Source organism: Sphingopyxis alaskensis RB2256 (assembly GCF_000013985.1).
Taxonomy (GTDB): Bacteria; Pseudomonadota; Alphaproteobacteria; order Sphingomonadales; family Sphingomonadaceae; genus Sphingopyxis; species Sphingopyxis alaskensis.
On record NC_008048.1, the window covers coordinates 2,684,501 to 2,704,381 of the forward strand.

The 19,881-nt window shown below is 63.9% G+C and carries 21 protein-coding genes and 1 pseudogene; 15 read left to right on the plus strand and 7 right to left on the minus strand.

All coding sequences use genetic code 11. The features are described from left to right. Positions 1-128: 128 nt before the first annotated feature. The 7 genes from SALA_RS12965 to SALA_RS12995 all read left to right on the plus strand — a co-directional run bounded on the left by SALA_RS12965 (position 129) and on the right by SALA_RS12995 (position 7,755). Entirely contained in the window at positions 129-575 is a 447-nt protein-coding gene (locus tag SALA_RS12965) for a DUF411 domain-containing protein (RefSeq protein ID WP_041383356.1), read from the plus strand. A 128-nt stretch (positions 576-703) separates the two neighbouring features. Continuing rightward, positions 704-979 (plus strand): hypothetical protein, encoded by a 276-nt coding sequence (locus tag SALA_RS12970; RefSeq protein WP_237700875.1) that lies wholly within the window; start codon positions 704-706, stop codon positions 977-979. Positions 980-1,082: 103 nt separating this feature from the next. Beyond that, positions 1,083-1,358, plus strand: coding sequence for a hypothetical protein (locus SALA_RS12975; RefSeq protein WP_011542818.1), 276 nt, complete (start codon positions 1,083-1,085; stop codon positions 1,356-1,358). Between the two features lie 139 nt (positions 1,359-1,497). Then, the gene (locus SALA_RS12980; RefSeq protein ID WP_011542819.1) at positions 1,498-2,724 is read left to right on the plus strand and encodes a TolC family protein; all 1,227 of its coding nucleotides are present in this window, start codon (positions 1,498-1,500) and stop codon (positions 2,722-2,724) included. After that, complete coding sequence (locus SALA_RS12985) at positions 2,721-4,193, plus strand: efflux RND transporter periplasmic adaptor subunit (RefSeq protein WP_011542820.1); 1,473 nt, start codon at positions 2,721-2,723, stop codon at positions 4,191-4,193. The genes SALA_RS12980 and SALA_RS12985 overlap by 4 nt, the downstream gene beginning before the upstream one ends. Then, on the plus strand, positions 4,190-7,333 hold the full coding sequence (locus SALA_RS12990) for an efflux RND transporter permease subunit (RefSeq protein WP_011542821.1): 3,144 nt from the start codon (positions 4,190-4,192) through the stop codon (positions 7,331-7,333). The genes SALA_RS12985 and SALA_RS12990 overlap by 4 nt, the downstream gene beginning before the upstream one ends. 11 nt (positions 7,334-7,344) lie before the next feature. Then, positions 7,345-7,755, plus strand: a complete 411-nt coding sequence (locus SALA_RS12995; protein WP_011542822.1) for a copper-binding protein — start codon at positions 7,345-7,347, stop codon at positions 7,753-7,755. Between the two features lie 134 nt (positions 7,756-7,889). Here the strand turns inward: SALA_RS12995 and SALA_RS13000 are convergent, their stop codons facing one another. After that, positions 7,890-8,222, minus strand: a complete 333-nt coding sequence (locus tag SALA_RS13000; RefSeq protein WP_011542823.1) for a hypothetical protein — start codon at positions 8,220-8,222, stop codon at positions 7,890-7,892. A gap of 103 nt (positions 8,223-8,325) precedes the next feature. After that, entirely contained in the window at positions 8,326-8,589 is a 264-nt protein-coding gene (locus SALA_RS17180; protein ID WP_153802702.1) for a hypothetical protein, read from the minus strand. Positions 8,590-9,064: 475 nt separating this feature from the next. Between SALA_RS17180 and SALA_RS13005 the strand changes: the two genes are divergently transcribed. From SALA_RS13005 to SALA_RS13015, 3 genes are all read left to right on the plus strand, one after another. Further along, entirely contained in the window at positions 9,065-9,268 is a 204-nt protein-coding gene (locus tag SALA_RS13005; RefSeq protein WP_011542825.1) for a hypothetical protein, read from the plus strand. A gap of 26 nt (positions 9,269-9,294) precedes the next feature. Continuing rightward, positions 9,295-11,883 carry a vitamin K epoxide reductase family protein gene (locus SALA_RS13010; protein ID WP_011542826.1) on the plus strand — a complete coding sequence of 863 codons (2,589 nt, stop codon included), beginning with the start codon at positions 9,295-9,297 and terminating at the stop codon, positions 11,881-11,883. Between the two features lie 69 nt (positions 11,884-11,952). Next, entirely contained in the window at positions 11,953-13,239 is a 1,287-nt protein-coding gene (locus tag SALA_RS13015) for a cytochrome P450 (RefSeq protein ID WP_011542827.1), read from the plus strand. Between the two features lie 67 nt (positions 13,240-13,306). On the opposite strand, the gene SALA_RS13020 is transcribed toward SALA_RS13015, so the two are convergent. After that, entirely contained in the window at positions 13,307-13,852 is a 546-nt protein-coding gene (locus SALA_RS13020) for an MAPEG family protein (protein ID WP_011542828.1), read from the minus strand. A gap of 15 nt (positions 13,853-13,867) precedes the next feature. Next, entirely contained in the window at positions 13,868-14,287 is a 420-nt protein-coding gene (locus tag SALA_RS13025; protein WP_011542829.1) for a MerR family transcriptional regulator, read from the minus strand. 75 nt (positions 14,288-14,362) lie between these two features. Between SALA_RS13025 and SALA_RS13030 the strand changes: the two genes are divergently transcribed. The 3 genes from SALA_RS13030 (at position 14,363) to SALA_RS13040 (ending at position 17,681) form a co-directional block, all read left to right on the plus strand. Further along, positions 14,363-15,016 carry a class I SAM-dependent methyltransferase gene (locus tag SALA_RS13030; protein WP_041383360.1) on the plus strand — a complete coding sequence of 218 codons (654 nt, stop codon included), beginning with the start codon at positions 14,363-14,365 and terminating at the stop codon, positions 15,014-15,016. 59 nt (positions 15,017-15,075) lie between these two features. After that, the gene (locus SALA_RS13035) at positions 15,076-15,720 is read left to right on the plus strand and encodes a cation transporter (protein WP_011542831.1); all 645 of its coding nucleotides are present in this window, start codon (positions 15,076-15,078) and stop codon (positions 15,718-15,720) included. Between the two features lie 77 nt (positions 15,721-15,797). After that, positions 15,798-17,681: an FTR1 family protein gene (locus SALA_RS13040; RefSeq protein WP_084764825.1), complete on the plus strand. Its 1,884-nt coding sequence runs from the start codon at positions 15,798-15,800 to the stop codon at positions 17,679-17,681. A gap of 27 nt (positions 17,682-17,708) precedes the next feature. Here the strand turns inward: SALA_RS13040 and SALA_RS13045 are convergent, their stop codons facing one another. Continuing rightward, the gene (locus SALA_RS13045) at positions 17,709-18,116 is read right to left on the minus strand and encodes a MerR family transcriptional regulator (protein ID WP_011542833.1); all 408 of its coding nucleotides are present in this window, start codon (positions 18,114-18,116) and stop codon (positions 17,709-17,711) included. A gap of 133 nt (positions 18,117-18,249) precedes the next feature. On the opposite strand from SALA_RS13045, the gene SALA_RS13050 reads away from it, so the two are divergent. Continuing rightward, entirely contained in the window at positions 18,250-18,564 is a 315-nt protein-coding gene (locus SALA_RS13050) for a mercuric transporter MerT family protein (RefSeq protein ID WP_237700876.1), read from the plus strand. Further along, positions 18,557-18,778 (plus strand): annotated as a pseudogene (locus SALA_RS17670) (GDCCVxC domain-containing (seleno)protein); the annotation flags it as partial. The gene SALA_RS13050 and the pseudogene SALA_RS17670, both read left to right, overlap by 8 nt. Before the next feature lie 204 nt (positions 18,779-18,982). Here the strand turns inward: SALA_RS17670 and SALA_RS13055 are convergent. After that, complete coding sequence (locus SALA_RS13055) at positions 18,983-19,474, minus strand: universal stress protein (RefSeq protein WP_153802703.1); 492 nt, start codon at positions 19,472-19,474, stop codon at positions 18,983-18,985. Continuing rightward, positions 19,450-19,794: a hypothetical protein gene (locus tag SALA_RS17185; protein ID WP_153802704.1), complete on the minus strand. Its 345-nt coding sequence runs from the start codon at positions 19,792-19,794 to the stop codon at positions 19,450-19,452. Before SALA_RS17185 ends, SALA_RS13055 begins: the two co-directional genes overlap by 25 nt. Positions 19,795-19,881 lie beyond the last annotated feature (87 nt).

Sequence of the window (19,881 nt, forward strand, 5' to 3'; positions counted from 1 at the left end):
CATGCTACTAAGGTCAGGATCGCGACGATTTTTTAAGGGACTGACTCCAATCCTGCGTATCTTGAACTGAGCCCTTGCAGGCGAGGCGTAACAGGCAACTTGGGTCTGTTAGGCATGGGAGTGACGAAATGAGATCCGCATCGCTGCTTGCCACTTTTCTCGCGCTGGGAATGCCGTCACTCGCGAGTGCTGCGGAGATCGTCGTACATCGTGATCCCGGCTGCGGCTGCTGCGAACAGTGGGCCGCACAGGTCCGCCAGCAGTTTGGACGACGTGTCACTATCGTCGATGATCAGAGGCGCACAGCGTTCCGCGAGGCCCAAGGTGTGCCGCCACATCTGGTCTCATGCCATACCGCGATCGTCGATGGCATGGTCTTCGAGGGACATGTGCCGATTTCCGACATGAAGCGCGCGCTAGCGCAGCGCTCGCGGGGCGTGAAGGGACTTGCGGTCGCGGGGATGCCCATCGGTGCGCCCGGCATGGAAGTTCCCGGGCAGCGCGCGCAATCCTTCAATGTTGTTGCATTCGGCTCCAGCGGGCAGAAGATCTTCGCTCGTTATGGCGGCCAGTGAAATTGTTGCGATGCTGCAAAGGATCGATTAGGTTCGAGGCTGTGAATCGTGTGCTTCAACTCCTTCTCCTGTTGGGAGCTGTGCTGGGCCTCTTCAGTCAGCAAGCTGCTTTTGCGGCGGGAACGCACATGACGGCGGCGCCCGCGGCGGTTTCCCAAATGAGCGCCGACTGCATGGAAATGATGGAGAAACAGCAGCCCGAGCCCGCGCAGAAACCCTGCAAGGGACTGACGCTCGACTGCATCGCTGCAATGGGCTGCGTTGTTCCCATCGTGCTCAAGGAGCCGGCGGCGCCTGTCTCAGCGCCCGAGCTTGTTTCCGCACTGGCCTTCTGGCCGGCGACGACGGTCCTGATTGGCAACAACCATCCACCTGAGCAACACCCACCCACTATCCTTGGCTGATTATTGCCGGCCGTAACGGCGGTTGATCGCATTTGCCTCTGTGCATGTGCATCGCATGTCGCCCGCACGGCTATCTCGATGATTTAGCCAAAGGATATTCGTGATGAAGACTCAGGTATTTTTCGCCGCGCTGGGCATGGCGCTTGCCCTGCCGCTCCCCGCTCTCGCCGCTGATGGCCATCAGCAAGGTGGCGCCGGCCATTATGAATGGCGCCAGGTTCCGCAATTCGGACCACGTGCCACCGGCCCGACGCAAAAGCGGGTCTGGGTGGCCGACAAGGCGCAGATGGCCGATTGCGACTGTGACATGATGAAGATGAGCCCCGATGATTGCATGAAGGGCATGCATCATATGGGCGCGAAGCCGTCGGCCGGGTAAGGCAAGCTTCCCTGGCCGATAGCGATAAATATGAAAGCCAGGCGCGTGGCGCCGGCGGAGCCATGGCGCTTCGCCGGCGCCACCATGCCTGACCGAGGTTCGCGCATCGGCCTGGTCACTTCCGATCAGGAGCATTTTCATGCGATTCATCTTTGCGACCCTGCTCGCGATACTCCCGGCCGCTGCGCTGGCGGAGCCGCTCAGCTTCGACGAGGCTCTTCTCCGCGCAGCGAACAGCGCGCCGTTGCTAGAAGCGCGCGGAGAGCAAGTCCGCGCCCGGCAGTCAGCCGCAATCGCGGCCGGGCAGTTGCCCGACCCCAGGCTCGGGATCGGCCTCGACAACTTCCCGGTATCGGGGCCACCCGCCTTCAGCCTCAGCCAAGAGAACATGACGATGGCGCGTGTGGGGATCGAGCAGGAGGTGCCGAACCTTGCCAAGCGGCACGCCCAGCAGAACCGGGCGGAGGCGGACATTACGGTAGCCCGGGCAAGGAGCGATGTGGACCTTCGCCGGATCAGGGTCGCCACCGCGCTTGCGTGGATCGATGCCTATTATGCGCAGAAGCGCCTGGAGGCGATGGACGCGATATTGGAGCGCCTGCGGCGTCTGCCCGGCGTCGCGGTCTCGGCGGTGGCGGCGGGAACGGGGCGGCCGGCGCAGAGCCTCAACATCCGCCAATCGATTGCCGAGCTGTTCGAGGACCGCCGCAGCATGCTTGTCGCCGAAGCGGCCAAGGCGCGCGCCGAATTGGCGCGGTGGACGGGTGACCCCGACCCGCAACCCACCGGCCCGGCGCCGCATTTCGCAGTGTCGCGCGAAGCGTTGAGAGCGGCGCTCGCCCGTCACCCGGAGCTTGTCATGGCGGCCGCCACTGTCGACCAGGCCCTGGCGGACGTAGATGCCGCTCGAGCGGAAAAGCGGCCAGACTGGGGGTTCAACGTCGCCTTTCAACGCCGTGATCCGCAATTCGGGAACATGGTGTCGGTGGGCGCCACGATGACGCTGCCGCTTTTCCCCGGCCGCCGGCAGAATCCCCGCATCGAGGCGGCCGCCGCGGAAGCCGCCGCGGCACGCGCCGAACAGGAAGACGCGCTCCGGGCCCTGGAAGCGGAACTCGACGCGGGCCTTGCCGAGCATGCCATGCATCACGAGCAATGGATGCGCTCGCGCGAGACGCTGCTGCCGCTCGCCCGGCGGGAAGCCGAACTCGAAACGGCAAGCTATGCCGCCGGGCGCGCCGGGCTGCTCGACGTGATCGAAGCCGAGGCGAGCCTCGCCCGGACAGAACTCGACGCACTCGACCGCGAGGCTGCTGTAGCCCGGCACGAAGCGCGCCTGACGTTGACCTACGGAGACGATCGATGAAGCACGCACTTTCCGCGCGGGCGCGGCTCCTTCTGGCCGCAGCGGCGATTGCCCTGGTCGGGGGTGCCGTTGGCTATGGCGTGGCCAGCTTGAGCGGCACCGGGCCGGCAGCCGAGAGGACCGAAGGGGACCGCAAGGTGCTCTACTGGTATGACCCCATGTATCCCAACCAGCATTTCGACAAGCCCGGCAAGTCGCCGTTCATGGATATGGAGCTCGTCCCCAAATATGCCGATGAGGCAACAAGCGAGGCAGGGGTGCGCATCGATCCGGCGCTCGTCCAGAATCTGGGCGTGCGCACGGCCGAGGTCCGCCGCGGCACGCTGGGCGGCGGCCTCTCGGCCACAGGCGTCATCGGCTATAACGAGCGCGAGATAGCGATTGTCCAGCCGCGCGCCGGCGGCTTTGTCCAGCGGACCTATGGGCGGGCGCCCGATGACGTGATCGAAGCAGGCGCGCCGCTGGTCGATCTGCTTGTGCCGGACTGGGGCGGCGCACAGGCCGAGTTCCTGGCGGTGCTGCGCACGGGCGACAGGGCCCTGGCAAGCGCCGCGCGCCAAAGGCTGGTGCTGCTCGGCATGCCGCAATCCACCATTGCCGCCGTCGAACGCAGTGGCAGGCAGCGCAATGTCATTACCATCAACTCGCCGATTGGCGGGACGATCAAGTCGCTCGGCGTGCGGCAGGGTATGAGCGTGATGGCGGGGCAAACGCTCGCCGAAGTAAACGGGCTCGGCACGGTGTGGCTCGATGCCGCGGTCCCCGAAGCCATGGCGGGACGATTGCGGCCGGACATGCCGGTGACGGCGACGCTGGCAGCCTATCCGGGCGAGAGTTTTGCGGGCCGGATTCGGGCGATCCTGCCGCAGGCTGAAACCGAAAGCCGGACCATCACCGCGCGCGTCGAGATCCCCAATCGCGGCGGGCGGCTGCGGCCAGGCATGTTCGCCACCGTCAGCTTCGCTGGCGAGCAGCGCCCCGCGCTGCTCGTACCCTCCGAGGCGCTGATCCGCACGGGCAAGCGCACGCTCGTCATGCTGGCGTTGGATAAGGGACGCTATCAGCCGGCCGAAGTCAGAACGGGAATGGAAGCGGACGGCCAAACCGAAGTGCTCGCCGGACTTGCCGAGGGTGAGAAGGTCGTCACCTCGGGCCAGTTCCTGATCGATTCCGAAGCCAGTCTTTCGGCAATGCAGGCGCGGCCGATCGCGGGTGGTTCGCCGCAGGCGCCGTCCAAGGCTCAGGGCCACAGGGCTATCGGCACAATCGAAAAGATCGAGCCCGGCAGCGTGACGCTGAGGCATGGGCCGGTCCCGTCGGCGAGTTGGCCCGCAATGACGATGCGCTTCCGGCTTGCCGATCCTGCAACGGTGCGCGGGTTCAAACCCGGCGACAAGGTGAACTTCACCTTCGACCAGCCTGCGCAAGGCCCGACCGTCCGCTCGATCACGCGCGAGAACGGCCGATGATCGCGCGGCTCATCCATTGGTCGGTCCAGAACCGCTTCTTCATATTGCTGGGCGCGCTGGCCTTGGTGTTCGCGGGGCTCTGGGCGGTGCGAACGACACCCATCGACGCGCTGCCCGACCTGTCGGATACGCAGGTCATCATCCGGACCAGCTATCCGGGCCAGGCGCCGCGGATCGTCGAGGATCAGGTCACCTATCCGCTGACCACCACCATGCTCTCGGTGCCGGGCGCGAAGACGGTGCGAGGTTACAGCTTCTTCGGCGACAGTTTCGTCTATGTGATCTTCGAGGATGGAACCGATCTCTATTGGGCGCGCTCGCGCGTGCTCGAATATCTCAATCAGGTGCAGGGACGGCTCCCCGAGACCGCGCGGAGCGCGATCGGGCCGGATGCCACCGGCGTCGGCTGGATCTATGAATATGCGCTGGTCGACCGGACGGGAGGCCACGACCTTTCGCAGCTCCGAAGCCTGCAGGACTGGTTCCTTCGCTATGAGCTGAAGACCATTCCGGGTGTCGCCGAGGTTGCGAGTGTCGGCGGCATGGTCAGGCAGTATCAGGTCGTCCTCGATCCGGTCAGGCTTGCCGCTTACGGCGTCACCCACGCCCAGGCGGTCGAAGCGATCCGCCGCGCCAATCAGGAAGCGGGCGGCTCGGTGCTCGAGTTGGCCGAGGCCGAATATATGGTTCGCGCCTCGGGCTATCTCAGATCGCTCGCCGATTTCCGCGCTATCCCGCTGCGCACCGCGTCGGGCGGCATCCCCGTTACCTTAGGCGATGTCGCAACAATCCAGCTCGGCCCTGAGATGCGGCGCGGCATTGCCGACCTCAATGGCGAGGGCGAAGTGGCGGGCGGCATCATCGTGCTGCGTCAGGGCGCCGACGCCCGAAGCGCCATCATGGCGGTCGAGGCAAAGCTCGCCGAACTCAAGAAGGGCCTGCCCAAAGGCGTCGAAGTCGTCACCACCTATGACCGTTCGCAGCTCATCGACCATGCGGTCGAGAATCTGACGCACAAGCTCATCGAGGAATTCATCGTCGTCGCGCTCGTCTGCGCGCTGTTCCTCTGGCACGTCCGCTCGGCGCTGGTCGCGATCGTCACCCTGCCGCTGGGCGTGCTCGCTGCCTTCGTCGTGATGCGGCTGCAGGGGATCAATGCGAACATCATGTCGCTGGGCGGCATTGCCATCGCCATCGGTGCGATGGTCGATGCCGCGATCGTGATGATCGAAAATGCCCATAAGAAGATCGAGCGCTGGGAGCACGATCATCCGGGCGAAGAGCTTCACGGCACGAAGCGATGGATAACCATCACCGAGGCCGCGATGGAGGTCGGCCCGGCGCTGTTCTTCTCGCTGCTGATCATCACGCTGTCCTTCGTGCCGGTGTTCACGCTCCAAGCGCAGGAGGGGCGGCTGTTCGCGCCGCTAGCCTTCACCAAGACCTATGCGATGGCGGGTGCGGCGATCCTGTCGGTGACGCTGGTGCCGGTGCTGATGGGCTGGCTGATCCGGGGCAAGATCCCCTCCGAACAGGCCAATCCGATCAACCGGGGGCTGACCCGCGCCTATCGGCCGGCCATCGACTGGGTGCTGGCGCGCCCCAAGGCGACGCTGATCATCGCCGCGCTCGTATTTGCGACCACCGCCTGGCCGGTGGCGCGGCTTGGTGGGGAGTTCCTGCCGCCGATGGACGAAGGCGACCTGCTCTACATGCCCTCGGCGCTGCCCGGCCTGTCCGCAGCCAAGGCCTCCGAGCTGCTTCAGCAGACCGACCGGATGATCAAGAGGGTACCTGAGGTCGAAAGCGTGTTCGGCAAGGCGGGCCGCGCCGAGACCGCGACCGATCCCGCCCCGCTCGAAATGTTCGAGACGACGATCCACTTCAAGCCCAGGGATCAATGGCGCCCCGGCATGACACCCGAAAAGCTGGTGGAGGAGCTTGACGCCAAAGTGAAGGTGCCCGGCCTTGCCAACATCTGGATTCCGCCGATCCGCAACCGGATCGACATGCTGGCGACCGGCATCAAGAGCCCGATCGGGGTGAAGGTCTCGGGGTCTGATCTGGCCGAGCTCGATCGCATTGCCCATGATGTTGAAACAGCGGCGAAGGCTGTCCCTGGCGTCAGCTCGGCGCTGGCCGAGCGGCTGACCGGCGGACGCTATGTCGATGTCGAGATCGACCGCTTGGCGGCCGCGCGCTTTGGACTCAACATCGCCGACGTGCAGGAAATCGTCGCCGGCGCGATCGGCGGTGAAAATGTGGGCCAGACGGTTGAAGGGCTGGCCCGCTATCCGATCAATGTCCGCTACCCGCGCGAGATCCGTGACAGCCTCGAGAATTTGCAGGCGTTGCCGATCCTCACGCGCTCGGGGCAGCAGATCACGCTGGGTACGGTCGCGCTGCTGCGTATCAGCGACGGCCCACCGATGCTCAAGACGGAGAACGGCAGGCTATCGACCTGGGTCTATGTCGATGTGCGCGGGCGCGACCTTGCCTCGGTGGTCGGCGACATCCAGACCGCCATTGCCGGCCAGGTGAAGCTCTCGCCCGGGGTCTCGATCGCCTATTCGGGCCAGTTCGAATATCTGACACGCGCCATCGATCGGTTGAAGCTGGTCATCCCCGCGACGCTCGTAATCATCTTCGTGCTCTTGTTCCTGATCTTCGGGCGGTTCGATGAGGCGCTGCTGATCATGGCCACCTTGCCCTTCGCGCTGACGGGCGGGTTCTGGCTGCTCTATCTGCTCGGCTATCACCAATCGGTTGCTACGGGCGTCGGGTTCATCGCGCTGGCGGGCGTCGCTGCGGAATTCGGTGTGGTGATGCTGATCTATTTGAAGAGCACGCTCGAGGATCGCGGACCCGATCCGGATATGGCCCAGGTCGAGTCCGCAGTGCGCGAGGGCGCGCTGTTGCGGGTGCGGCCCAAGGCGATGACGGTGGCGGTGATCATCGCCGGTCTTCTGCCGGCCCTTGTCGGCGGCGGCGCCGGTTCGGAGGTGATGAGCCGCATCGCCGCGCCGATGGTCGGCGGCATGCTCACCGCGCCGCTTCTGTCCATGTTCGTGATCCCGGCGGCCTATCTTCTCATGCGACAGCGGAAAGCAAAACCCAATCCGCAACCCGATCAACCCTGAAGGAGACGACAATGAAACCTCTCATGCTCACGACCATGCTCGGCGTCACGGCCCTGCTCGCCGCCTGCGGCCAGAAGACAGAATCCGACGAGACAACAGCGGCGAATTCAGCCACCGAAGCTGCGCCCGACAAAGGCGAAATGGCAGGCAACATGTCCGGCGACATGGGCAATATGGCGATGCCCGCCGATAGCGGTGCAAAGATGGCGAAGGGCAATGGTACGGTGACGGCGATCGACAAGGCCGCAGGCACCGTCACCCTCGACCACGGACCTATTCCGGAGGCCAAGTGGCCGGCCATGACGATGGCCTTCAAGGCCAGGCCCGAGCTGCTCGACAGCGTCAAGGTAGGCGACAAGGTCGCCTTCGATCTCGCGCTGAAAGACGGCAGCGGCGAGGTGACGGCCATCCAGAAGCAGTAGACAGTCGCTGGAGGCTTCGGGAGGAACCAGGAAAGCGCCTCCCGAAGAACTCCGAAAAGTTTGGAACAGGCAATGTTCGCCCGATCCATGATCCATGTCGAGGCCAAGTTACCACCTCGCCATCACATCATGAGTCAGCAGACATCGCGCCCGTCGACCCAAACGCGGACCGGTCCCTGCAACGGCGCACGCGGACCATATTGCGGTCGCGCCCGCCACACATAGCGGCCGGTTTTGCCGGTGTAGGCAGGATCGCATTCCGGTCCGCCGACCCCTGCCATCTGCTCGCGCGGGTCGACGATCTTTTCGCAGACCCGACGCAGCGGCGCACGCGGGCCGGGAGCCTGGGACCACACGCATTTGCTGGCAGCCGGTTTCTCGACATCTGCCTGTGCCAATACCGGAACCGGGGCGGCGACGAGCATCGTGAATGCGGCCACCGACGCGCTGAATATCAAGGTCTTCATGATTGCTCTCCTTGGACTGAAAGTGCCTCGGGCAAACCGGCCCCGAAGGGGTGGGCAGCGCGCGGCGCTGTCCAGCGTTCGGAAGCGTTCGCCTGACGAATTTTCAGGCCAAGGCGTTGGGTGGATGCTGTTCGGGCTGAGCCGATCGTCCATGTAGCGCCGGATAAAATGGCGAGATGACAAGCAGATCCGTGCTCACCATTTCCGGAAGTGGCGATGAGCGGCTATCGAGCGCAAACAGGGGGAGACAACCCATGCCGGCCAGGCAAGCAAGCGTCATCCGCTGGCAGGGCAGCGACTCCTCACCATCGCCTGGCATCATTCCGGCGCAGTCCATCGGCATCGTCGCTGGCGCGGTTGCGCTCATGGACGTTGCCACAGCAGGACTTGCGGCGACTGTGACAATCTGTCCGAACAGGCCGAGTAAGACGCCTAAGATCAGCGCAAATTTTCGCGCTCGTCCCATACAGACATTCTCTGCCTGTTGCTGAATCGAGTCAAGCTTGGGCGCCCGAACACCGGCTATTCCCAAGCCCGCGGGCCCGCCATAATCTGCGGGTTTGCTACCTTTGGAATGTCACTTCCGCGGTGAGACATCCACCAGTTCATGCGCTGCGTTCGATGACTTCGCGGCGCCCCGCCGCTCCTCCATGTCAGACATGCGGCCCATCGGCTCCATGCAACGACCCCGCACGCCAAGGGTTAGAAGAGTGATCGAGCCTCCGCTAATCCGATTATTACGGAGGCAACTGCGCCACGACTGTCGGACGCTGAGGTGACGATCGCTCTGATTATGGGCGCCATAGCAGCCCACAAAGCGGCTGCGATATAGGAGAGCGGCGATGCACGTCAATTGCATGGAAATGATGATGGGTGGCGGCGGCGGACTGATGATGATCGGGATGGGCCTGGTGTGGCTGCTCGTAGTCCTCGTGCTTATCCTCGCGGCTGCGGCGCTCGTGAAATATCTGCGGTCAGGACCGCGGATAACGAACACTCGCGCCGGGCCACCAGATAACGAATCAGGCACAACCCGTTCGCTCTGATCACCGGTCACGTGAGGAGGTGATCGATGGCCAATGATGACATAGTCCTGATCACCGGCAGCAGCGGATATCTGGGCGCAGCGATCATTCGCAGGCTGGCCGGCAAATATACGCTGGTCGGCCTCGATCGTCCTGGGGGCCCGGCTCCGCCCTCCCCGGCGCATCAAATCGATCTCGATCTCGGCAGCGATAAGGCGGTGAGCGAGGCGCTTGATCAGGTCCGCGCCAGGTTCGGCGGCCGCATCGCTTCGGTGATCCATCTCGCCGCCTATTATGACGTCTCCGGCGAGCCGAACCCGCTTTACGAGAAGATCACCGTCCAGGGAACGCGCCGGCTGATCGAGGCGCTGAAGGCATTCGAGGTGGAGCAGTTCATCTTCGCCAGCACCATGCTCGTTCACCGGCCGACGGATATGCCGGACGAGCGGATCAACGAGGAATGGCCGATCGATCCGCAGTGGGCCTATCCCGAGTCCAAGGTCCAGGCCGAGCAGCTGCTTCGCGAGAAGCATGGAGAAATCCCGGTCGTCCTTCTCCGCATCGCCGGCGTCTACGACGACATCGGTCATTCGCCGTTCATTGCCCAGCAGATCTCCCGCATCTACGAGCACCGTCTGTCCGCCCGCGTCTATCCGGGGATGCTCTGCGCAAACCAGTCCTTCGTGCACCTCGACGATCTCACCGACGCGGTCGTCCGGCTGATCGACCGCCGCCGGGACCTCCCGCCCGAGCTGCCGCTGCTGGTCGGCGAGCCGGACGCACTCGGCTATGAAGAGGTGCAGGACATCATCGGCTGCGCCCTCCACGGGGAGGAATGGACTACGATCCGCATTCCGCAACCGGTCGCCAAGGCCGGTGTCTGGCTCCAGGAGGAAGTCCTTGGCGGGGACAGCTTCATCAAGCCGTGGATGGTCGAGGCCAGCAATGACCATTACATCCTCGACATTGCGCGCGCTCAGTCCCTGCTCGACTGGCAGCCGCGCCATTCGCTGCGGGACACGCTGCCAAAGATGGTCGCGGCACTGAAGCGCGATCCCACCGGCTGGTATAAGGAGAACAAGCTCAACCCGGCGCTGGTCGCCTGGTATGGGCAGCGTCCCGCCGCGGCCGACAAGCATCGCGCGCATGGCGGTGCGCCCCGCGCGGACGAGAGCAAGGATTCCAAGGGCGGCCACGGCGCCATGCCGGCAGGCCACGATCACATGGCGATGATGGAAGCGGACGCGAAAAAACTCCGTTGGGTCTTCTACGCGACTATCGGCCTCGGGCTTTGGCTGGCGGCGAGCCCTTTCGTCTATGACGCAATCACTACTGCAAACGTCGGCGACGCCGTCCGATGGGTGACGGTCGATCGCGGATTGCCCACCGTCGAATCCCGCGCGGCAGCGCTCAGGATCAGCGACATCGCCAGCGGCCTCCTCATCGCGCTGTTCGGCGCTCTTTCGCTCTCGAAACGCAGCGCATGGTGGGCGCAATGGGCCAGCACCTTCGTCGGCCTGTGGCTGCTGTTTGCGCCGATGATCTTCTGGACGCCGAGCGGAGCGCAATATCTCAACGACACGCTCATCGGTTCCGCCGTCATAGCCTTTTCGGTCCTCGTGCCGATGATGCCGGGAATGAGCATGGAAGGGATGATGGATCCCAAATCCATACCGCCCGGCTGGACCTACTCTCCCTCGACTTTCGCCCAGCGCCTGCCGATCGCCTATCTCGGCCTCATCGGCCTGCTCATTTCGCGCGTTCTCACGGCTTATCAGCTCGGGCATATCAACAGCGCGTGGGAGCCATTTTTCGCCGGCGCGCCGACCGATCCGAGGAACGGAGCCGAAGAGATCATAACCTCGGACGTGTCGAAGGCCTGGCCGATCCCGGATGCGGGCCTTGGCGCGATCAGCTATCTGCTCGAAATCCTGATGGCGGTGATGGGCGGCCGCGACCGGTGGCGAACCATGCCGTGGATGGTGACCTTCTTCGGCATCCTGGTGATCCCGTTGGGCGTGGTCAGCATCTATTTCATCATCATCCAGCCGATCCTGATCGGCACCTGGTGCACGCTCTGCCTCATTGCCGCGCTTGCCATGCTCATCATGATCCCGTTCGCGCTCGACGAGGTGATCGCCATGGGCCAGTTCCTCTATTGGGCGAAGTGCCGCGGCAAGCCGCTTATCCGCACGTTCTTCAAAGGCGATGCAGTCGAGGGCGGACAGGAGGATCGTTCGGACGCGCTGAGCAGTCCGAACGCCTTCTGGAGCGACGCATCACGTGGGATCACACTGCCTTGGACGCTCGCCGCAAGCATTGCGATCGGCCTGTTCCTGATGTTCACGCGGCTGGCCTTTGGCACCAGTGGCGCGATGGCCAACAGCGATCACCTCATCGGCGCGCTGACGATAACGGTCGCGGTCATCGCCACGGCGGAAGTCGCCCGTGTGCTCCGGCTGATCAATGCTGGATTCGGCCTGTGGCTGATTGTGGCGCCGTTCCTGCTGGAGGGTGCAGGCGCATCTGCAACCGTCGCCAGCATCGTGCTCGGCATCGCGCTGATCGCCCTCAGCCTTCCCAAGGGCAAGCGCAGCGAGGAGCATTATGCCGGCTGGGACCGGTTCGTGCTTTAGAGGTCTTGGCCGCGTGGCCGGGCGTTTGCCGCTCGGAGACCGGGGCCGAACAGGATTGGGAGAACTGCAATGTCCCGGATTCCGCGTGACAAAAGCCTGGACTCGACGATCGCCCTGATGGGTGATCCCTACAGATTTATTTCGAACCGGTGTCGACGCTACCGATCGGACCTGTTCGAAACGCGGCTTCTGCTGCGGAAGACCATCTGTATGACGGGGCCTGAAGCGGCCCGGCTGTTCTACGACCAGAGCCGCTTCGCGCGCCACGGCGCCATGCCTAAGGCGATTCAGAAGACACTGCTCGGAGTGGGTGGCGTACAGGGCCTCGACGAGGGAGCTCACCGGCACCGCAAGCAGATGTTCATGTCGCTGATGACACCCGAGGGGATTGAAAAGCTCGTGCGGCTGACCTCGGCGGAGTGGCAGATCCGCGTGCGCAAATGGGCGTCAATGAACGCGGTCGTGCTCTATCCGGAGCTTCACGCGCTTCTTACGCGCGCGGCATGCGCTTGGGCCGGCGTGCCGCTGGCGGATTCAGAGGTCGAGCCGCGAACCCGGCAGGTCACCGCACTGTTTGACCATGCGGGTTCGATTGGACTTAGGCATCTCTGGTCGCGGAGGGCCCGGAAACGGGCCGACAGCTGGGCGGCGGATATTGTCGAACAGATCCGAAGCGGTCGCCTCCGCGCGCCCGAACACTCGGCCGCCCACGTCGTTGCGTGGCATCGGGATTTCAGTGGTGCGCTGCTGACCCCCCAAGTGGCTGCTGTCGAACTGATCAATGTGATCAGACCGACGGTTGCCGTCTCGGTCTACATGATCTTTGTCGCACATGCACTGCACACACATCCCCAAGTTCGAGAGAAGCTTCAGGCAGGCGACGAGGACTATGCTGAATGCTTCGTCCAGGAGGTTCGCCGGTACTATCCTTTCTTCCCGGCAGTCGCTGCACAGACGCGGCTGGCTTTTGAATGGAACGGATACCAATTCCCCGCAGGTCGCCGAATTCTCCTCGATCTGTACGGTACAAACCAGGATCCCCGAACCTGGGAAAGGCCGGAGGACTTCGAGCCCGAGCGGTTCGGTCGACGGGATGGCAGCCCGTTCAATTTCATCCCGCAGGGTGGCGGCGACCACTACTTCGATCATCGCTGTCCTGGCGAATGGATCGCGATCGAGCTCATGAAGCTGACTGCGGATTTCCTCACGCGACGCATGAGCTACGAGGTGCCGGGACAAGACCTGAGGATCGAATGGTCGCGGCTGCCCGCGCTGCCGCGAAGCCGCTTCGTGCTCAGTAATGTTAGAGAATGCCAAGAACTGCACCTTCAGCGGACGCGCTGGCGCCGCCGGTGATGGGTATGCCGCAAGCCCAATGCCGCTGGCTATTCAACGGTCCATACGGGAAAACTGCAGATCAGTCTCACAAGCTGGTGCTCAATCTTACAATAACAAGTCCGATCGTCCAGCCATAGATGCTTATCGTCGGAATGATGGTGGCCACGATGCCGAACGCTCGCGCACCGGCGCCACGGCGATATCCTCGCAGAAAGGTGATCCGTCCAATCGCGAACAGGAAGACGGCAGCGGGGATCAACGCCAACGACTGGCCGCTGATCAAGGTTGCAAGCGCCAGATGAGCGCCGACGGCGGCCACCGCCTGCTCGAGCGTGTTCTGGAGGAAGGCCACCTGGACGGCGATCGCTGGGCTGGGTGGCGCAAAGGCCGATCCCGGATTGTCGACGGCAGAATGAAAGCGTCCCCTGGACACCATCCTGACTCCGATAACGATCCAGACAAGAACGAAGAGGTCTGCCTGAAGCGCAAACGCGATGCGTTCGGCAAGACCGGTCGGAAGGGCGAACAGGCGCGGCAACAGGAGGTAGCTGCCGGCAAGCACCAGCGCGCAAAAGGCGATGGCCGCAGTGGCTCGTCGGATGATCTTGCGTTGCTCGGCCGCCAAGTTCATCGCCTTCTCCCTGGATCAGGCCTCGACCGACAGTTCTGCGCCAGCAATCGCTTCGATCACGCGGCAATCGGCCGCGCGGCCGCCCTCACAGGAAACAGCGACCTCGGCGAGCGCATCACGCAGCGTCTCAAGCTGTGCGATGCGCATGGCGATGTCCCGAAGATGGCGGCGTGCAATTGCCGCCGCCTCGGCACAGTCGCGTTCCGGTTCGTCGGCAAGTGCCAGGAGTGAGCGGACCTCCTCGACCGAGAAGCCAAGGCCACGACCGTGCCGGATGAAGGCGAGGCGGCGCACGTCCGCTGTGCCATAGGTTCGTCGTCCCGAGGCGGTACGCATGGCCCGCGGGAGGAGGCCGATCTCCTCATAGAAGCGGATCGTGTTGACCTTGGTTCCGGTCTGCCGCGCCAGATCACCGATCGCCAGCCGCTTGATCATGCCTCTTGATCCTCCAGTTACTGGAGATTGTATAGCCTATGCATGTCCCGGACCGAAAGGCCAGCATCGCCAGATGTGCGTTTCACGCCCGCCCTCGGGCGAGCCGGACTGACCGGCGCCTATGATTTCGCGATCAAGCTGCTGACCCGCGAGCGGCTGTGGCGAACCGCGCTCCTCGAGCAATTGGCGCCGCGCAACGGCGAGACGATCCTTGATGTTGGCTGCGGCACGGGCAGCTTTGCGCTTCTGATGAAATGTCGGGCGCCGGGTGCCCGGATCATAGGGCTGGATCCTGATCCGGACGTTCTTCATCGCGCCGAAGCCAAGGCGAGAAAGGCGGGCGTGGAGATCGAGTGGCGGCAAGGCTTTGCAAGTGATGCCGCCACTTTGGGCGTGCGCTTCGACAAGACGGTCTCCAGCCTTGTGTTTCACCAGGTATCGATCGTTGGAAAGCGAAGTGGGATTGCGGCAATGGCCGAAGCCCTGAAGCCTGGCGGGGAACTTCACATCGCCGATTACGCGGCGCAAACATCGCCACTGATGCGGTCGCTGTTCCGGCTGACTGTGCAGCGCCTCGACGGCCTCGCCGACACCCAGCCCAACGCCGATGGCGCTATCGAGGCCATTCTGGCCGACTTGGCGCGCGCGCCGGTGGTCCCCCGGCGGGTGATTTCGACCCCCACCGGCGCGATCAGCCTGTTCCACTTCAAGGCACCCAAAAGCATATAACGCGAACCATTTGCAGAAATGCTTGCTTCTACAGTTACTGGAGGTTGTAGAAGCGGCGAATGGTAGACTCGGATGAAGCAGGCGGCTGCGGCTGCACCGGAGACAGCGCGCGGGCGGAAAAGGATCCGGCCTACCGGCGTGCGCTGTGGATCGTCGTGCTCCTCAATCTCGGTTTCGGCGCCTGCGAGATCGTCGGCGGGTTCATTGCCGACAGCCAAGCGCTCAAGGCCGACGCGCTCGACTTCATGGGCGACGGGACGATCACGTTAGTCGGCCTGATTGCGCTCGGCTGGACTGCGGCGGCGCGCGCACGGATTGCGCTCGTTCAGGGAATATTCCTCCTCACGTTGGGTCTCGGCGTGATCGCTGTGGCGCTCTGGCGCGCCTTGACTGCTGTCGCGCCCGAAGCCGACTTGATGGGCGGCATCGGCGTCGCTGCGCTTGTCGTCAATGTCGCATCGGCCTTCGTCTTGTCGCGCTTCCGTGAAGGGGACGCAAATGTGCGCGCGGTCTGGCTGTTCAGCCGCAACGATGCGCTCGCCAATGTTGCCGTGATCGTCGCGGCAGCGCTCGTCGCCTGGACAGGGAGCGCCTGGCCCGATCTGACGGTTGCCGCCGTGATCGCGGCCCTCTTCCTCCACTCCGCCTATGAAATCCTCCGCGGCGCGCGTACCGAGCTGCGCGAGTTGACGCAGACGGCTTGATCTTTGGAGTTCACTGCGTGGTCCTGCTTTTCCGTCTTCGCCTGTTCACTCTTCTTCTTGTAGCGCTGGGCGGCATCATGCTCTCTCCGGTAGCTGCGCGAGCACAAGGCGGCGAGGTTCAGACCGTTTGGCGGCTTCTCGACTATGTGGCTGTCGACTATGCCGGAGCAGTGTCGGGCGGCCGCGTCACGAGCACGACTGAATATGCCGAGATGACCGAATTCTCGGCGACGATCCGGACCGGCATCGCGGCCCTTCCTTCGAAGCCCGGACGGGCCAGGCTGATCGGCGAGGCACAGGGGCTTGAGGCCGCCATCGCTTCAAAGGCAGCGCCGGAAGTGGTGGCGCAGAAGGCGCGAGCTTTGGCGAGCGATCTGCTGGCCGCCTATCCGGTGCCACTTGCGCCCGCCAAGGCGCCCGATCCTGCACGCGGCAGGGCGCTCTACGCCGAGAATTGCGCGAGCTGCCACGGCGCCAAGGGCGACGGCCGCGGTCCGCAGGCGGTTGGAATGGATCCGCCGCCGATCGCCTTCACCGACGCTGAGCGTGGGCGCAAACGCAGCCTGTTCGCGCTCTATCAGGTGATCGACCAAGGGCTCGACGGCACGGCCATGCAGAGCTTTGCGCATCTGCCATCGGAAGACCGCTGGGCGCTTGCAGCCTATGTCGGTGGTTTCGCGTTCAAGGACGCGGCGGCGGGCGAGCGCATGTGGAAGAGCAACGCCGCCCTGCGCCAGCGCTTCCCCGATCTCCAGGCCTTCACCAGCATGACGCCGGAGGAACTCGGCCGCGCTATAGGGCAGAATAAGGCGGATGCCGTCATCGCCTATCTGCGGGCGAAACCGCAGGAGCTGAGCGCGCCGACGCCCGCATCGCTGGCGGTCGCGCGGGAAAGGCTCGCGCAGAGCCTTGCCGCCTATCGCGCGGGCGACAGGCGCAACGCCGAGCGGCTTGCACTCTCGGCCTATCTCGATGGGTTCGAGCCGGTGGAGCCGATCCTCACTGCCCGCGACGCGACGCTGATGGCGCGCATCGAGGGCGCGATGGGCGAGTTCCGGACCGCGATCGGTCGCGGTGAGCCGGCTGAGGTACTCGCCGACAAGGCCGCCGTGATCGATGGTCTGTTCGCAGACGCAGAGACCGTGCTGTCGCCCGATGCGGCGAGCGACGTCTCGACCTTCATCGGCGCGCTCACCATTTTGCTGCGCGAAGGGCTCGAGGCGCTGCTGATCGTCGTCGCGATGATCGCCTTTCTCCGCAAGGCCGACCGGCCGGAAGTTCTGCCCTTTGTCCATGGCGGATGGATCGCCGCGCTCGTTGCGGGCGGCGCGACCTGGGCGGTTGCGACCTATGCGATCTCGATCAGCGGCGCGAGCCGCGAACTCACCGAAGGGTTCGGTTCACTCTTCGCGGCGGTGGTGCTGGTTTCGGTCGGCATCTGGATGCACGGCAAGTCGCATGCCGAAAGCTGGCAACGCTATATCCGCGAAGCGCTCGGCAAGGCATTGTCGCGCCGCTCGGCCTGGTTCCTGTTCGGACTCGCCTTTCTCGTCGTCTATCGAGAGGCGTTCGAGACGATCCTGTTCTTCGCGGCGCTGGCGGCGCAAGGGCGCGGCAGCGTCATCGCGGCAGGTGCTGCAACCGCGGTCGCGGTGCTCGCCGTGGTTGCCTGGGCAATGCTGCGTTACAGCCGCTCGCTGCCAATCGGGAAGTTCTTCGGCTACAGCTCGGTGCTCATCGCCATCCTAGCAGTGGTGCTCGCCGGCAAGGGTACGGCCGCGCTCCAGGAGGCCGGGCTCATCGATATCACGCCGGTCGCGCATGTGCCGAGGCTCTCGATGCTCGGCATCTTCCCGTCATTGCAACCGCTGCTGCTCCAGCTTCTCGCGCTCGCGATCCTGTGTGTTGGCTTCTGGTATAACGGGCGAAGGCATGCAGCAGGCACGGCCGCGGCTGAGTAGAAGCATCTTGTGATGGCACCGTGTCGCTCAACCAGCGTCCGCAGAAAGCGTCTCGATCAAGGGGCATCCAGCATGCTCGCCCGCATCACACGCTCGCACGACTCCATGAAGAACCTCTTCCATCCGCCGCAGATCGAGGAGCCGTGCGCGCACGCTTGCGAGATGCGCGGCAGCGATACCGCGCGCATTCGCGCATGATACCTCGCCTGCAGCGGCAATCCCGATAAGTGCGCTGATCTCTTCGAGCGTAAAGCCGAGCTCGCGCGCACGGCGGATGAACCGCAGCCGCCTGATATCGGCCGTATCATAGCTGCGATAGCGACCCCGCCGGCTCGCCCTTGGCGTAAGGCCGATCCGCTCATAATAGCGAATCGTCTCGATGTTGCAGCCAGTCTGGCGCGACAGCTCGCCAATTGCGATCGTCTCTCCGATCACGCGCGCCTCCTCCGAAAATAATAGCTTGAGTCTGTAGCTACTACAGACGGTATGACCTCCTCATGGAAGATTCAAGGAGTCGTTGATGCGGAGCGGTTCACGAGGCGGAGCGGGAACAAAGGGAGCAGTCCTGTTGACGCTTGGAGGTGTTACGGCCGCCTTTGGCGTGGCTGCTTGCTGCGCCTTGCCTATCCTGTTGACGACAGCGGGGATTAGTGCCGCCTGGCTCGGCGGAATTTCGATGGCGACGGGTCCTTATCGCGATCTTCTGCTGTGGCTGAGCGCGCTCAGCCTCGCCGGAGGCACGCTCCTGCTCTGGCGGATGCAACGTTCTGCCGACTCTTGTGATTCAGAACGTGCCTGCACCCCGGTGTGGCTGCGCTTGATCCTCTTCATCGGCCTAATCGCCGGCGCAGTCCTGCTTTGGCTCGGCTATTCCTATGTCTGAGCAGGCGCCCCAGCTCGAATCGACGCTCACCTGCCCGCACTGCGGCTTCGTAGAAACAGAGATCATGCCGACCAACGCATGCCAATATTTCTACGACTGCGCCGGTTGCGGAGCGGTCCTCCGGCCGAAGCATGGTGATTGCTGCGTCTTCTGTTCATTCGGCAGCATTCCTTGCCCACCGGTCCAGCTTGAAGGCAAGAACGCGGCCTGCTGCGGGGATGCGGCGGCGCCTTTCTTGAACCGTTTGGCGGCGGAGTTAAACTCATCCGGTTGTCGTTCATGCCGCCGTTCTGATCATCAGAGCAGAGGGCATACCACCTCCTAGTCTGAGGCGCCCATCCGCCGGTGGCACCTACCGCAGCTTGCTCCGCCATGCCGGAGCACAGACCCTATCGTGACGGAAAAGCGAGCCGCATATCTAATTTGCCAAAAGCCAGTTCACATCGGTTCTCAGCAGTTCCTCGGTGGCGCCACCGACTATCCGCTCTTTCCACCGGCCTTGGGCGCGAGCGCCTGCCACCAGCAGGCCATAGCCCTCGCGTCGGGCGACCTCGGTCATCGATGCAGCCGCACCTTTGCCATTGTCGGGAATGTGGTCGTGTTGTGCGTTCATATCGCGGGCGCAAAGATAACGCTGCACGGCGCTGAGGCACTCCGGTGACGCTTCGTCGCCCACGCCTGCGATCAGGATGGTTTCGGCCCGCCGCAGGAAGGGCAAGGCTGCCCGCAAGGCGCAGCGCGACTCCCGGCAATCCTTCCAACCGAGCAGCACGCGTCGAAAGGCCTCTCGCGAGGTTGCAGTACCCAAGCGAAGAATGGAAGTGCCTGTGGCGGCAGCGAGATCGACGGGATCGGCCTGCGCCACATCGCCCTCCCTCGGCAAACTCATGATGATGAGGTCGGCCAGCAAGCCGTGCTCGCGCAGGACGACGGCAGGATCAGCAATGCTGTCGCACCAATCGGTCGTGACTGAGGAGCCTTGCGCCAAGCGATCGAATGTTGCTCGCGAAGCGCGATCGCTTGACGCATTTCTTCTTCCCGAGCCATCGATTGAAAAGGACCGCGGACGAGGGCATCAGCGAAGGACATGCCCGTAGGCCACGCTGGGCAAACGGCCACGAGGGAGCCCTTGTGCTCGTTGGCAATTTGCAATGCCGCGTCGAGACGTTGCTCGATGGGGCCATCAGGGGTTGCGTCCACAACGAGGCTGCGCACTATCTCCGCGGTCATTTTCTTCCCTCCTTTTCTCGGCTGATATTAGTTTTACTGATAACGGCGTTCGATCGCTCTGCTGGTTGCAGAATGGCGTTGCCGATG

What these genes read in the sequence shown, in the direction of transcription:
- SALA_RS12985 (WP_011542820.1), top strand. Translation starts at nt 2,721, where the DNA reads ATGAAGCACGCACTTTCCGCGCGGGCGCGGCTCCTTCTGGCCGCAGCG.
- SALA_RS12965 (WP_041383356.1), top strand. Translation starts at nt 129, where the DNA reads ATGAGATCCGCATCGCTGCTTGCCACTTTTCTCGCGCTGGGAATGCCG.
- SALA_RS12980 (WP_011542819.1), top strand. Translation starts at nt 1,498, where the DNA reads ATGCGATTCATCTTTGCGACCCTGCTCGCGATACTCCCGGCCGCTGCG.
- SALA_RS17185 (WP_153802704.1), bottom strand. Translation starts at nt 19,794, where the DNA reads ATGACCGCGGAGATAGTGCGCAGCCTCGTTGTGGACGCAACCCCTGAT.
- SALA_RS13010 (WP_011542826.1), top strand. Translation starts at nt 9,295, where the DNA reads ATGGCCAATGATGACATAGTCCTGATCACCGGCAGCAGCGGATATCTG.
- SALA_RS12990 (WP_011542821.1), top strand. Translation starts at nt 4,190, where the DNA reads ATGATCGCGCGGCTCATCCATTGGTCGGTCCAGAACCGCTTCTTCATA.
- SALA_RS13005 (WP_011542825.1), top strand. Translation starts at nt 9,065, where the DNA reads ATGCACGTCAATTGCATGGAAATGATGATGGGTGGCGGCGGCGGACTG.
- SALA_RS12975 (WP_011542818.1), top strand. Translation starts at nt 1,083, where the DNA reads ATGAAGACTCAGGTATTTTTCGCCGCGCTGGGCATGGCGCTTGCCCTG.
- SALA_RS17180 (WP_153802702.1), bottom strand. Translation starts at nt 8,589, where the DNA reads ATGAGCGCAACCGCGCCAGCGACGATGCCGATGGACTGCGCCGGAATG.
- SALA_RS13035 (WP_011542831.1), top strand. Translation starts at nt 15,076, where the DNA reads ATGGTAGACTCGGATGAAGCAGGCGGCTGCGGCTGCACCGGAGACAGC.
- SALA_RS13025 (WP_011542829.1), bottom strand. Translation starts at nt 14,287, where the DNA reads ATGATCAAGCGGCTGGCGATCGGTGATCTGGCGCGGCAGACCGGAACC.
- SALA_RS13015 (WP_011542827.1), top strand. Translation starts at nt 11,953, where the DNA reads ATGTCCCGGATTCCGCGTGACAAAAGCCTGGACTCGACGATCGCCCTG.
- SALA_RS13000 (WP_011542823.1), bottom strand. Translation starts at nt 8,222, where the DNA reads ATGAAGACCTTGATATTCAGCGCGTCGGTGGCCGCATTCACGATGCTC.
- SALA_RS13020 (WP_011542828.1), bottom strand. Translation starts at nt 13,852, where the DNA reads ATGAACTTGGCGGCCGAGCAACGCAAGATCATCCGACGAGCCACTGCG.
- SALA_RS12970 (WP_237700875.1), top strand. Translation starts at nt 704, where the DNA reads ATGACGGCGGCGCCCGCGGCGGTTTCCCAAATGAGCGCCGACTGCATG.
- SALA_RS13040 (WP_084764825.1), top strand. Translation starts at nt 15,798, where the DNA reads ATGCTCTCTCCGGTAGCTGCGCGAGCACAAGGCGGCGAGGTTCAGACC.
- SALA_RS12995 (WP_011542822.1), top strand. Translation starts at nt 7,345, where the DNA reads ATGAAACCTCTCATGCTCACGACCATGCTCGGCGTCACGGCCCTGCTC.